The organism is Actinomycetospora flava, assembly GCF_037400335.1.
GTDB classification, from domain to species: Bacteria; Actinomycetota; Actinomycetes; order Mycobacteriales; family Pseudonocardiaceae; genus Actinomycetospora; species Actinomycetospora flava.
This window is the reverse complement of record NZ_JBBEGM010000009.1, coordinates 289,122-301,270: the sequence shown is the minus strand read 5'-3', so window position 1 is coordinate 301,270 and position 12,149 is coordinate 289,122. Positions and strand designations below refer to the sequence as shown.

Sequence of the window (12,149 nt, the reverse complement as noted above, 5' to 3'; positions counted from 1 at the left end):
GAGTATACCTGAATCGCGCCATCGGCGACACCTGCGTCAGACACGAACCGCGAAGTCGAGGTCGCCTCGGCGACCCTGCGAGAGGCACTCTTCGCAGCTCAGCGACCCGATGATCATGCGGGAGGTGCCGGTCGCGGGCGCCCCCCGCGCGGCCGATGCGCGAGCGGCACCGTCCGCAGCTCAGCTGCCCGATGATCATGCGCGCCGCGCCTCTCGCGCGAGCGCTGCCCCGCTCAGCGTTCCGGCCGAGGGTGCCTCTCGCCCATCTACCCGACCAACGGTGCCCTTCGGTCGGAACCACCAGCGGCGGACGACCTCCGGTACGACTGACGCCGTGGGAAGCGTGCTCGCGGAGCGGTACCGGCGGTTCGGGGAGAACGTTGCCGGGACGTCGCCGCTGTCCGAGCGCGTGGCCGTCGCGATCAGTCGCTCCGACGCCGCGCTGCGCGCCATCGAGGCAGCGCCCGCCCGGCATCGCCACCCCGCCCGGGTCCTCGCCGCCCTGCACGATCTCGCCCTCGCCGGGCACGCGCCGGCGCTCGCGGACGCCTACGCCGCCCGCGACGCCGACGCCGCCGCGACGGCGGCGATCGACGTCCTCCTGCGCCAGGCGGTCGACCTCACGAGGGCCCCGCGACCCGAGGTGACCGGCCGCGCCACGGTCCTCCACCCGCTCGTCGCCGAGGCCGCGCACCGCGTCGGCGCCGACGCGATCGGGCTGGTCGACGTCGGCTGCGCCGCGGGGCTGGACCTGGCCCTCGACCGCGTCGCCGTCACCTACGACGACGGCCCGACGCGCGGCGCGGCGATGAGCACCGTCCGGTACACGGCCTCGGTGGTGAAGAGCCGGCCCGTACCACCACGGGAGGTCCCGGACGTCGTCGCCCGCCTCGGCATCGACCTCGACCCGATCGACGTCGCCGATCCGGACCAGGCTCGGTGGCTGCGGGCCTGCCTGCCCCCGGACCACGCGGACAAGGACCACCGCGAGGCCGAGATCGCCATGGCACGGGAGACCGACGCCACCCTCCTCCGCGGCGACGCCGTCGACCTGCTCCCCGACGCCCTCGCCCGCGTACCGGGCCACGCCCTGCCCGTCGTCACCACCACCTGGACGCTCTCGGCCTTCCCGCTCGAGCACCGCCTGCGCTTCCTCCAACGCCTCGATGCCGCGGCGACCGACCGCCCGGTGGCGTGGGTGTCGGCGGAGGGCGTCGGGGTCGCGCCGGCGGTCCCGACGATGGGCGACCGCCCCGCCTCCGGTCACAGCATCCTCGGCCTCGTGATCCTCGAGCACGGGACGCTGCGCGCCGACGCCGTCGGTCGCTGCTGGTCACGGGGACGGATGTTGAGCTGGTTCTAGAGCCACGACGCGAACGCCGGCAATGCCGGGCGGTCACGCCCGGCGATCAGCAGGTCGGCGAAGGCCGCGGCCGCGGGTGACGCCACCTCGCCGTGCACCAGCGCCATGCGGCGCACCACCACCGGGTCGTCGAGCGGGACGGCGACGAGGCCCGCGAACCCGGTCAGGGGCACGACCAGCCCGGGCACCGCGGTGATCCCGAGCCCCGCGGCGACCAGGCCCGCGACGGCCGCGATGTTGCGTGCCGCCACCACCCGCCGCGGCCGCGTGTCCGTGCTGACGAGGGCGTGGTCGACGTGGTGGCGGATGCTCGTCGTGGGGTCGAAGTCGATGAACGGCTCGCCGGCGAGGTCGCGCCACGCGAGCCGGTCGCGGGCCGCCAAGGGATGCGACGGGGGCGCCAGCGCGCAGAACCGGTCCTCGGCGACCGGGCGCACCGCGAGGTCGTCGAGCACGTGCGTCGACACCGACACGACCGTGACGGCGAGGTCCGCCCGCCCGGCCCGGACGTGCTCGACGACCTCGTCGGCCAGCGCGTCGGAGAGGGTCACCTCGACGTCGGGCCGCGCCGCGCGGAACACCGCGACGACGCCGGGCAGGAGCAGCGCGGCGAGCGAGGGCAGCGTCGCGACGCGGACCCGGCCGCGGGTGCCCGCCAGGTAGTCGGAGAACCGCCGCATCTCCTCGTCGAGCCCGTCGAGCACCCGCCGGGCCGCCGCGACGAGCTCGAGGCCGGCCGGCGTGGTCTCGAGACGCCGGGTGGTCCGTGTGAACAGCGTCGTGCCGAGGCGCCGCTCGACCTCCGCGACGGTCCGGCTCAGCGACGGCTGGGCGACGCGCAGGGACGCGGCCGCCGCGGTGAAGCCGCCGGCCTCGTGCACGGCGACGACCGCGCGGAGCTGCGGCAGCGTCACGTCCATGTCTTGTGAGCATCAATCCATCCGGAACCGGTCTTTGACGAGCATAGGTCCGAGTGGCCATCGTCACGGCACATCCCAGCCCGACCCCGGAGGTCGACGATGCTCGCCGCGGCCGGATTCCTCACCATCGCCGTCTTCCTCGTCGCCGTGCTCTCGGGGCGGGTGTCGGTCCTCTTCGCGCTGACCGTGATCCCCGCGGTCGCCGCGGTGGCGATCGGCGCCGGCGGCGACCTCAGCGACCTGGTGCTCGACGGCCTCGAGCAGGTCGCGCCCGTGGCCATCATGATCACGTTCGCGGTCCTCTACTTCTGCCTGATGATCGACGCGGGCCTGTTCGACCCGGCGATCCGGCGGGTCCTGCGCTGGGCGGGCGGCGACCCGCTGAAGATCTGCGTGGGCACCGCCGTGCTCACCGTCCTCGTCGCCCTCGACGGCGACGGCGCGTCCACCTTCCTGATCATGGTCACGGCGATGCTGCCGATCTACGAGCGCCTGGGGATGCGCCGGATCGTGCTGGCGGCGCTGATCTGCCTCGGCGCCGGCGTGATGAACATGGTCCCGTGGGGCGGCCCGACGGCCCGGGCGATGGCGGCGCTGGACCTCTCGGGCGGCGAGGTGTTCGTGCCGGTCATCCCGGCCATGGCGGCCGGCATCGCCTGGGTCGTGCTCGTCTCCTGGATCCTCGGCCGCAGCGAGCGCAAGCGCCTCGGGGTGATCACGCTGGACGAGCCCGGGGCGACGTCCGGCACGACAGAGGAGCAGCAGGAGCAGGGGCACGACGACGGCACCGTCGCCACCCTCACCCGCACGACCCCGCGGACCCGCGCCGACCGCGTGCGCTTCTGGCTCAACGCCACCGTCACGCTCGCCCTGCTCGTCGTCCTGCTCCTCCAGCTCGCCGAGCTGCCCGTCGTCTTCATCGGCGCGTTCGTGATCGCGCTGCTGATCAACGCACCGCGCTGGTCGCAGCAGCAGGAGCTCCTCGAGCGTCACGGGAAGAGCGTCGTCCTCGTGGTCACGATGATCTTCGCGGCCGGCGTCTTCACCGGCATCCTCGCCGGCACCGGGATGATCGAGGCGATGGCCCGGGCGCTCGTGTCGGTCATCCCGGCCGGGGCGGGCGGGCTGCTGCCCGCGATCGTCGCGGTCACCGGCATGCCGCTGTCGCTGGTCTTCACCCCGGACGCCTACTACTTCGGCGTGCTGCCGGTGCTCGCCGAGACCACGGCGTCGCTGGGCGGCGCGCCCGCCGAGGTCGCCCGCGCGGCGATCCTGGGGCAGATGACGACCGGCTTCCCGCTGAGCCCGCTGACGGCGTCGACGTTCATCCTCGTCGGCCTCACACGGGTCGACTTCGGGGCCCACCAGCGCTTCGTCTTCGGCTGGGCGTTCGGCACCACGCTCGTCATGACCGCCGTCGCGCTGCTGACCGGCGCGATCTGAGGGGAGGACCGCCGTGACCGTGAGGATCGGCAGCGGCGCCGGGTTCGCCGGGGACCGCATCGATCCGGCCGTCGACCTCGCCCGCCGCGCCGCGCTCGACGACCTCGTCCTCGAGTGCCTCGCCGAGCGCACCATCGCCCTCGGCCAGCAGCGACGCCTCGCCGACCCCGGCGCCGGCCACGACCCCCGCCTGCACGCGCGCCTGGCGCCGCTGCTGCCGGTCGCGCTGGACACCGGCACCCGGGTGCTCACCAACATGGGCGCCGCCAACCCGCCCGCGGCCGGGTACATCGTCCGCCGCATGCTCGACGACGCCGGCTCGACCGCCACGGTCGGCGTCGTCACCGGCGACGACGTGCTCGACGCGCTCGACCTCGACGCGCCCGCCCTCGAGGACGCCCGCCCGCTGCGGGCCCACGGCGAGATCGTCTCCGCCAACGCCTATCTGGGCGCCGACGCGATCGCGCCCGCGCTGGAGGCGGGCGCGCAGGTCGTCGTCACCGGCCGCGTCGCCGACCCGTCGCTGTTCCTCGCCCCGCTCGCGCAGCGACTCGGCTGGGCCCCCGACGACGTCGACGCGGCCGCCGCGGGCACGCTCGTCGGCCACCTGCTGGAGTGCGCGGGCCAGCTGACCGGCGGGTACGCCGCCGACCCCGGACGCCTCGACGTCCCCGACCTCGCGCGTCTCGGCTTCCCGTTCGCCGACGTCGCCGCCGACGGCACCGCGACCTACGGCAAGCTCGACGGCACCGGCGGGCGCCTCGACCGCCACACCGTGCGCGAGCAGCTGCTCTACGAGGTCACCGACCCCTCGGGCTACGTCACCCCGGACGTCCTGCTCGACCTGCGCGGGGTCCGGGTCGACGCCACGGGCCCCGACCGCGTGCGCGTGCACGGTGCCCGCGGTCGTCCCCGCCCCGAGCGGCTCAAGGTCACCGTCGGCTACGACGCCGGCTCCCGCGTCGAGGCCGAGATCTCCTACGCCGGGCCGGGTGCCGACGCCCGCGGACGCCTCGCCGCCGACGTCGTCGCCACCCGGCTCGCCGGGCTCCCGGTCACGCCGCGCATCGAGGTCCTCGGCGGCCCCGCCGACGCCCGGCTGCGGGTCGCGGCCCGCGGCGACGACCCCGCGGTCCTCGAGGTCGTCGGCCACGAGGTCGAGGCGCTCTACACCAACGGACCGGCCGGGGGCGGGGGCGTGCGCGTGCACCACGCCCCCGTGCTCGGCGTGCTGTCCACCTTCATCCCGCGCGACGCGGTGCGCCCGCGCACGAGGATCCTGGAGGCGGTCGGTGCAGCTGCATGACCTCGCGCACTGCCGGGCCGGCGACAAGGGCACGGTCGCCACGCTGACCGTCGTCCCGCACGACGACGCGTCCTACGACGACCTGGTCCGCGTCCTCACGGCCGACCGCGTCCGCGCGCACCTCGACCCCTGGATCGGCGGCGAGGTCGTGCGTCACGAGCTGCCCCTGATCAGCGTGCTGCAGTTCGTCTGCTCCGGGGTGCGGGGCGGCGGCGTCACGGTGTCGACGGCGCTCGACACCCACGGGAAGTCGCTGAGCTCGCGGCTCCTGGCCCTGGAGCTGGAGGACGTCAGCGCCGCACGAGCGGCATCGCGCCCCGCGTGACCGCCGCCAGGTACACGTCCTCCAGCTGGCCGGCCAGGACGTCGAGGTCGTGCGCCCGCGCGAGCCGCGGGCCCCGGGTCGCCGCGGCCTCGCGGCGCGGCCGGTCGGCGTGCAGGGCTGTCACCGCGTCGGCCAGAGCGGCGGGGTCGAGCTGCTCGGGCACCAGAACGCCGACGGTCGGCGGCACGACCTCGCGCAGTGCCGCGATGTCCGGACCCAGCACCGGCGTTCCGACGGCGAGCGCCTCGAGCGCGACGGCCCGCGCCGCCCTCGCCGGCGCGCCCGGCGGCACCACCGCGAGCCGCGCCGACGCCACCCGCGCGTGCTCGCCGCCCGCGTCGGCGGCGAACTCCACCTGCTCGGCCAGCCCCAGCTGCGCCGCACACTCCCGCAGCGCGGCCTCGTGGGCGCCGCAGCCCAGCAGCACCAGGGGTCCGCCGGGCGACGATGTCGACGGCGCCACCCGCGCCCAGGCGTAGAGCAGGGGGCGCACGGCGTCCGCCCCGGCACCCAGGCGTCCCACGCGGACCACCACGTCGTCCTCGCGGCGATGGGGCGGGGTCCGGAGCGCCGCGGGGTCGATCCCGTCGCCGATCACCGCGACGTCGGCGCGGCAGCGCGCGGCGGCGAGGACCTCGGCGTCGGCGGGGGAGCGGACGACGATCGAGCGGTGGGCGCGCACCGCCCACCAGCGCAGGCGCAGGAGGGACGTCGCCCCCTCGGCGGGCTCCGGGTCCGGCAGCCGCGTCGCCAGCGCCACCACGGGACGCGTCGTCCAGCGCGGCACCGCGAGCGGGCCCGGCGAGGCGGCGATCTCCTCGACGACCACGTCGGCTCGGGTGTGCCGGGCGGCCACGACCGCGGCGGCGACGTAGCCCAGCATCCGCCCGGATCGCGTCCACCCGCGGCGCACCGGGTGGGTCCAGCGCACCATGCCCGTCCCGTGCTGCTCGATCCGGTCGTGGACGCCGGGGGAGCGCGGGCCGAGCACGGTGACCTCGTGCCCGGCGGCGGCGAGGTGGCGGTGCAGCGCGGCGGCCGCGTCCGGGTCGGCGCCCGCGAGGTGCAGGACGCGCAGGCGCGGTCCCGACGGGACGGGGCTGACGGCGGGCGGGTCCACCTCGATCGTCGCGTAGGGGTCGTCCGGGACCGGGGTCCTCACGGGGGCCGGGCGCAGCACCGGGTCGACCGCCAGCGCCGCCCGCGGGGTCCCGGCGCGGACGTGGGCGGCCACCAGCGGCAGCCCGGCGAGGGCGAGCGCGACGACGCCGACCGCGACGAGCCAGGCGGGCACGGACGTCCGCGTCGCGGCGAGCACCAGGAGCACGAGACCCGCGCCGACCAGCGGCCCGCGCAGGGCGCGCGGGGCGGGCGTGCCGGGCAGCGACCCGCGCCGCCAGCGCACGAGCACCCCGAGCAGCCCGGCCCCGGCGAGCGCGCCGCCGGCGGCCCCGACCACGAGCCCGGTCGACCCGGCCGGCGCCACCTCGGCGCCGATGGCGAGACCCTCGCCGAGCAGGACCCCGGCCCCGAGGAGCCCCACCGCGGGCACCACGCGGGTCCCGAGCGCGAGGAGGCGCCAGACACCCACCGTGGTCAGCCCCACCCCGGCGAGCGCGACCGCGCCCGCGGCCAGCACGACCTCGGGCGACGCCGGCGGGGGCACCACCGGGCCGATCAGCGCCGGCGGCACCGTGCCCACCACGGCGACGACGGGCAGCAGGGCCCGGAGCACCGTGTCCGGTCGATCCTGCGGGCGGGTCGCGGACCCCACCGACATGCTGTCCTCCCGAGGAGTGTCCACCCCGTCGGTGACCGAGGGTCTCCCGATCACGCGCAGTACAGGGCAGCGCCCCACGGAGTCCAACGAGGAGGACCCGGAAGGGTGTCGCGGCGGCGTCAGGCCGCGACCGCCTCCCGCTCCTTCGTCGACGCCCGGTACGGGTCCGGGGAGAACAGCGCGGCGACGATCGTGATCAGCACCATCGCCGACATGTACACCGCGATCCAGCCCCAGCCGCCGGTCGCGTCGAGCAGCGCGGTGGCGATCACCGGGGCCAGGCCGCCGGCGAACACGCTCGCGCCCTGCGCGCCGATCGACGCCCCGCTGTAGCGGACCTCCGGCTCGAAGAGCTCGGAGAACCACGCCGGCTGCGGGGCGTAGACCGCCGAGTTGCCGATGTTCACCGCGACCACCGTGGCGAGGATGATCCAGGGCAGCGAGCGCGTGTCGAGCGCCCAGAAGTACGGCCAGCTCATGAGCAGCAGCACCAGCGAGCCCCACAGCACGACGGGGCGGCGTCCGAAGCGGTCGGCGGCCCAGCCGTAGAACGGGATGCTGAGCAGGCCCAGCGCCGACGACACGATCACCGCGAGCAGCAGGTCGCTGCGGGCCAGCCCGAGCACGACGGTGCCGTAGGTCAGGACGAACGTGGTGTGGATGTAGAACGTGCTGTTCTCGGCGAACCGCAGGCCCGCGGCGCGCAGCACGTTCAGCGGCTGGCGGCGCAGCACCGCGAGGATCGGCTGCCGCTCGATCTTCCCCGCCGACTTCGCCGCCTCGAAGACCGGCGACTCGGCCACCTTCAGCCGGATCACGATGCCCACGACGACCAGCACGATCGAGGCCAGGAACGGCACCCGCCATCCCCAGGCCAGGAACGCCTCGTCGGACATGAGCGCCGACATGATCAGCAGCGACAGGTTCGCGGTGAGCATGCCGGCGGGCACGCCGGTCTGCGGGAAGCTCCCGAAGAACCCGCGGCGCTTCGGCGGCGCGTACTCCACCGCCATCACCGCCGCGGCGCCCCACTCGCCGCCGAGGCCGATGCCCTGCACGATCCGCAGCAGCACCAGCAGGATCGGGGCGGCGATCCCGATCGTCGCGTAGGTCGGCAGCAGGCCGACGACGAACGTGCCGCCGCCCATCATCACCACCGACAGGACGAGCATCGACTTGCGCCCGATGCGGTCGCCGAAATGCGCGAAGATCACGCCGCCGAACGGCCGGGCGAGGAAGCCGACGCCGAACGTCGAGAGGGCGAGCAGCGTCCCCGTGAGCGGGTCGGCGGTCGGGAAGAAGAGCTTCCCGAACACCAGCGCCGCCGCGGCGCCGTAGACGAAGAAGTCGAACCACTCGATGGACGTGCCGATGAGCGTGGCGCCCGCGACGCGGCGGGTCTCCTTGGCCGTCGGCGTGTGCGGTGCGCTCGGAGCAGGATGCATCGCTGAACCCCTGCCTTTCCGCCATGCGGAATCGGTCGCGGTGTGTGACGAGTACCATACGGAGCGCTTCGCGAAATCACCAGAAGGTGCGCGCGGCGGACGATGCCGACGGCTACCGACGGCGTTCGCCTCCCCCTACCGTGAGGGCGGTCACACCATCGGGGAACCGGGGGAGTCGTCGTGGAACCACCGCTGCTGCGCCCGGCCACGAGCTACGACGAGCTCTGGCGCCAGGTCGACTTCGCCACGATCGACATCCCGGAGCGCTTCAACCTGGGCGTGGCCTGCGCCGACCGCCAGGACCCGCAGGCCCGCGCCCTCACGGTCGTCGCGCCCGACCGCACCGCCCGCGACCACACGTTCGGCGAGCTGACCACCGCGTCGAACCGGCTCGCGAACGCCCTGGCCGCCCTCGGTGTCGGGCGCGGCGACGTCGTCGGGCTCGTCAGCCCGGCGTCGTTCGAGACCGGCGTCGGCTTCGTCGCGATGTTCCGGATGGGCGCGATCGCGCTGCCCCTGTCCTCGCTGTTCGGCCCGGACTCGTTGCGCTACCGGCTGCGCGACGCGGGCGCGAAGGCCGTCGTGACGGCGGCGGCGAACGCCGACCGGGTGCGCGAGGCCCTCGACGACGGCGGCGAGCAGGTGCCGCTGCTGGTCATCGGGAGCCAGGAGGGGCTGAGCGGGGACGAGTCCTACGAGGACGCGCTGGCCGCGGCGTCGCCGGAGTTCACGCCGGTGGACACGTCGGCCGAGGACCCGGCGTTCCTCATCTACACCTCGGGCACCACCGGCGACCCGAAGGGCGCGCTGCACGCCCACCGGATCATCTTCGGGCACCTGCCGGCCTTCGAGGCGGTGTACGAGTTCTTCCCGCAGGCCCACGACGTCATCTGGTCCCCGGCCGACTGGGCGTGGATCGCGGGGATCATGGACATCCTCACGCCCGCCTGGTTCCACGGGCTGCCCGTGGTCGTCGACCGCGAGCCGGCGTTCACCGCGGAGCGCGCGGTGTGGCTGATGCGCGAGTTCGGGCTCACGCTGACCCTGCTCCCGGCCACGGCGCTGCGGATGATCCGCGCGTCCGGCATCGAGGGCGGCGGGTTCGCGTTCCGCGCGATCTGCTCGGGCGGCGAGGCGCTCGGCGCCGACCTGCTGAAGTGGAGCGAGGAGTTCTTCGGCGCGACCGTCAACGAGGGCTACGGGCAGACCGAGCTCAACGCCTGCATCGGCAACTGCGCCTCGGTCTACCCGATCCGCCCCGGGTCGCTGGGCAAGGGGCTGCCCGGCTTCACGCCGGTGGTGCTCGACGACGGCGGCGAGCCGGTGATCGACACGGTCGGGGAGCTCGCCCTCGACCGGCGCACGCCGTCGACGATGCTCGAGTACTGGCGCAACCCGGAGGCGACCGCGGCGAAGTACCGGGGCGACTGGCTGCTCACCGGCGACCTCGCCCGCCAGGACGCCGACGGCTACGTCTGGTTCGAGTCCCGCAAGGACGACGTCATCATCTCGGCCGGCTACCGGATCGGGCCCGGCGAGATCGAGCAGAGCCTCGGCGGGCACGAGGCCGTCGCGATGGCCGCCGTGGTCGGCGTGCCCGACGAGCGGCGCGGCGAGGTGCCGAAGGCGTTCGTCGTGGTGCGCCCCGGGGTCACGGCGACGGACGAGCTGGCCGACGAGCTGCGCGCGCACGTGCGGGCGCGGCTGGCCGCGCACGAGGTGCCGCGGGAGATCGCGTTCCTCGACGAGCTGCCCCGCACGACGACGGGGAAGATCCTGCGGCGGGCGCTGCGGGACTAGGCGGCGGTGACCCCGCGCTGCCCGACCGCCCCGCGCAGGCCGACGCAGCCGACGCACCCCACGCAGTCGACGCAGTCCACGCACCCGATGCAGCCGACGGAGCGCACGCAGTCGACGCAGGCGATCGTGGCCAGGCAGAGCCGCAGGCGCAGGCCGACCAGCGTGAGCACGCTGGCGAGGATCGCGACGCTGCCCGCCGTGCCCGCGCTGCCCGCCACGGCGACGCTGCCGGCGGTGGCCGCGCTGCCCGCGACGGCGACGCTGCCGGCCGTGGCCGCGCTGCCCGCGACGGCGACGCTGCCCGCCGTGCCCGCGCTGCGCGCCACACCGACGCTGCCGACGGTGGCCACGCTCCCGGCCACCGCGACGCTGCGGGAGGTGTCGACGCTCGCGGCGACGGCGATGCTGTCGTCGGTGCCGACGCTCGCGACGGTGCTGTCCTCGTCCATGGTCGAGAGAGTGCCGGGGTCGGGGAGGGGCGTCCAGGGAGCCCTCAGGCGGTGCGCATCCGCAGCACCGACCCGACCGCGCCGAGCGCCACCATCGCGACGACCGCGCCGCAGACGCCCACCGCGACCGGCGCCAGGCCCCAGACCTCCACGGCCACGCCCGCGACGAGGCTGGCGACGGCGGCGGCGAGGTAGCAGTAGAGGTAGATCGCGGCCAGGGTGCCGGCGTGCGTGCCCTCCGGGCTGCGCTCGAGCAGGATGCGCATGGCGCCGGCGAACGCGATGCCGAACCCGGCGCCGGCCACGACCGCGCCCACCATGTACAGCGCGAAGCTCCCGACGGCGATCGCGACGATGTAGCCCCCGATGCCGACCACGAGCCCCGCGGCCCCGCCGGTCAGCGCCCGCCCGGCGCGCATCCGGTTCGCGGAGAGCCCCGCCACCGGTCCGACGAGGTGGTAGACGGCGACCGCGAGCGCCCCGCTGAACAGGCCGTCCCCGTCCAGCACCGACACCGCCAGCGACGGCGCCAGCGCCTGGGTGAAGCCGCCGAGCACGTAGGTGCCCGCGACGAGCACGCACACGGTGGGGAAGACGCGCCGCGCCGTCGGGGGGACCCGCACGACTGGGCGCAGGGACCGTACGGCGCCCCACCTCGTGGTCGAGCTCCGCTCCGCTTCGTCTCCCGGCCGCCGTGCCACGGTCTCCGGCAGGAACAGCACGGCCACGGCGGCCGCGGTGAGCACGGCGGCGGTCACCACGAACGCCAGGACCGGCGCGGCCGCCGGGGCGAGGGCGACGGCGGTCCCGGAGGCGAGCGCGCCGATCGCGATGCCGCCGGGCGGCGCCCCGCTCGTGACGGCGCCGGCGAGGCCGGGGTGCGACGGCGGCTCGAGGTCCACGACGAACGCCCCGAGCGCGGAGAGCGCCAGACCCACCGACACCCCCTGGACCGCCCGCCCCACGAGCAGGGGTGCCGCGGAGTCCACGGTGGCGAGGACGAGCGACCCGGCCGCGCCCGCGAGCAGGGCCGGGACGGCCACCCACCGCCGTCCGAGGTGGTCGGACAGGCCGCCGCAGCAGAGCAGCGCGGCGAGCAGCGGGAGGATGTAGATCGCGAACGCGCCGGTGAGCACGACCGTCGAGAGCCCGTAGGTCTGCTGGTAGACGACGTAGAGGGGTGCCGGGACACCCGCCGCGGCGGAGGCGGCGACCGACGCCACGGACGCCACGGCGAAGGTCGCGAAGCGGCCGTGGGTGCGGGTACGCAGCACCGGCCTCAGACCGTTCCGCCGCGCAACGACACGACACCAGCCTA

General features: G+C 75.5%; 10 protein-coding genes. 5 read left to right on the top strand and 5 right to left on the bottom strand.

Annotated elements, in window-relative coordinates; all coding sequences use genetic code 11:
- Positions 1 to 334: 334 nt before the first annotated feature.
- On the top strand, positions 335 to 1,363 hold the full coding sequence (locus WCD58_RS21975; protein ID WP_337705201.1) for a DUF2332 domain-containing protein: 1,029 nt from the start codon (positions 335 to 337) through the stop codon (positions 1,361 to 1,363).
- On the opposite strand, the gene WCD58_RS21970 is transcribed toward WCD58_RS21975, so the two are convergent.
- Complete coding sequence (locus tag WCD58_RS21970; protein ID WP_337705200.1) at positions 1,360 to 2,283, bottom strand: LysR family transcriptional regulator; 924 nt, start codon at positions 2,281 to 2,283, stop codon at positions 1,360 to 1,362. The two genes, WCD58_RS21975 and WCD58_RS21970, sit on opposite strands and share 4 nt — an antisense overlap.
- A 99-nt stretch (positions 2,284 to 2,382) precedes the next feature.
- On the opposite strand from WCD58_RS21970, the gene WCD58_RS21965 reads away from it, so the two are divergent.
- From WCD58_RS21965 to WCD58_RS21955, 3 genes are read left to right on the top strand one after another with little or no spacing between them, the layout of a single operon-like run.
- The gene (locus WCD58_RS21965; RefSeq protein ID WP_337705199.1) at positions 2,383 to 3,726 is read left to right on the top strand and encodes a CitMHS family transporter; all 1,344 of its coding nucleotides are present in this window, start codon (positions 2,383 to 2,385) and stop codon (positions 3,724 to 3,726) included.
- 19 nt (positions 3,727 to 3,745) lie between these two features.
- Positions 3,746 to 5,032: an acyclic terpene utilization AtuA family protein gene (locus WCD58_RS21960; RefSeq protein WP_373696261.1), complete on the top strand. Its 1,287-nt coding sequence runs from the start codon at positions 3,746 to 3,748 to the stop codon at positions 5,030 to 5,032.
- Positions 5,019 to 5,357: an AtuA-related protein gene (locus tag WCD58_RS21955; RefSeq protein WP_337705197.1), complete on the top strand. Its 339-nt coding sequence runs from the start codon at positions 5,019 to 5,021 to the stop codon at positions 5,355 to 5,357. Before WCD58_RS21960 ends, WCD58_RS21955 begins: the two co-directional genes overlap by 14 nt.
- Here WCD58_RS21955 and WCD58_RS21950 read toward each other — a convergent pair.
- The gene (locus tag WCD58_RS21950) at positions 5,323 to 7,137 is read right to left on the bottom strand and encodes a glycosyltransferase (protein ID WP_337705196.1); all 1,815 of its coding nucleotides are present in this window, start codon (positions 7,135 to 7,137) and stop codon (positions 5,323 to 5,325) included. The two genes, WCD58_RS21955 and WCD58_RS21950, sit on opposite strands and share 35 nt — an antisense overlap.
- 119 nt (positions 7,138 to 7,256) lie before the next feature.
- Positions 7,257 to 8,582, bottom strand: a complete 1,326-nt coding sequence (locus WCD58_RS21945; protein WP_337705195.1) for an MFS transporter — start codon at positions 8,580 to 8,582, stop codon at positions 7,257 to 7,259.
- Between the two features lie 180 nt (positions 8,583 to 8,762).
- Between WCD58_RS21945 and WCD58_RS21940 the strand changes: the two genes are divergently transcribed.
- Entirely contained in the window at positions 8,763 to 10,382 is a 1,620-nt protein-coding gene (locus tag WCD58_RS21940) for an AMP-binding protein (protein WP_337705194.1), read from the top strand.
- Here the strand turns inward: WCD58_RS21940 and WCD58_RS21935 are convergent.
- Positions 10,379 to 10,831, bottom strand: a complete 453-nt coding sequence (locus WCD58_RS21935; RefSeq protein ID WP_337705193.1) for a hypothetical protein — start codon at positions 10,829 to 10,831, stop codon at positions 10,379 to 10,381. The genes WCD58_RS21940 and WCD58_RS21935 overlap by 4 nt on opposite strands.
- 44 nt (positions 10,832 to 10,875) lie before the next feature.
- Complete coding sequence (locus tag WCD58_RS21930; RefSeq protein WP_337705192.1) at positions 10,876 to 12,105, bottom strand: MFS transporter; 1,230 nt, start codon at positions 12,103 to 12,105, stop codon at positions 10,876 to 10,878.
- Positions 12,106 to 12,149: the final 44 nt, after the last annotated feature.

Bases quoted from the DNA above. Each gene is read 5' to 3' on its own strand.
- WCD58_RS21965 (WP_337705199.1), top strand. From the start codon at position 2,383: ATGCTCGCCGCGGCCGGATTCCTCACCATCGCCGTCTTCCTCGTCGCC.
- WCD58_RS21950 (WP_337705196.1), bottom strand. From the start codon at position 7,137: ATGTCGGTGGGGTCCGCGACCCGCCCGCAGGATCGACCGGACACGGTG.
- WCD58_RS21970 (WP_337705200.1), bottom strand. From the start codon at position 2,283: ATGGACGTGACGCTGCCGCAGCTCCGCGCGGTCGTCGCCGTGCACGAG.
- WCD58_RS21935 (WP_337705193.1), bottom strand. From the start codon at position 10,831: ATGGACGAGGACAGCACCGTCGCGAGCGTCGGCACCGACGACAGCATC.
- WCD58_RS21945 (WP_337705195.1), bottom strand. From the start codon at position 8,582: ATGCATCCTGCTCCGAGCGCACCGCACACGCCGACGGCCAAGGAGACC.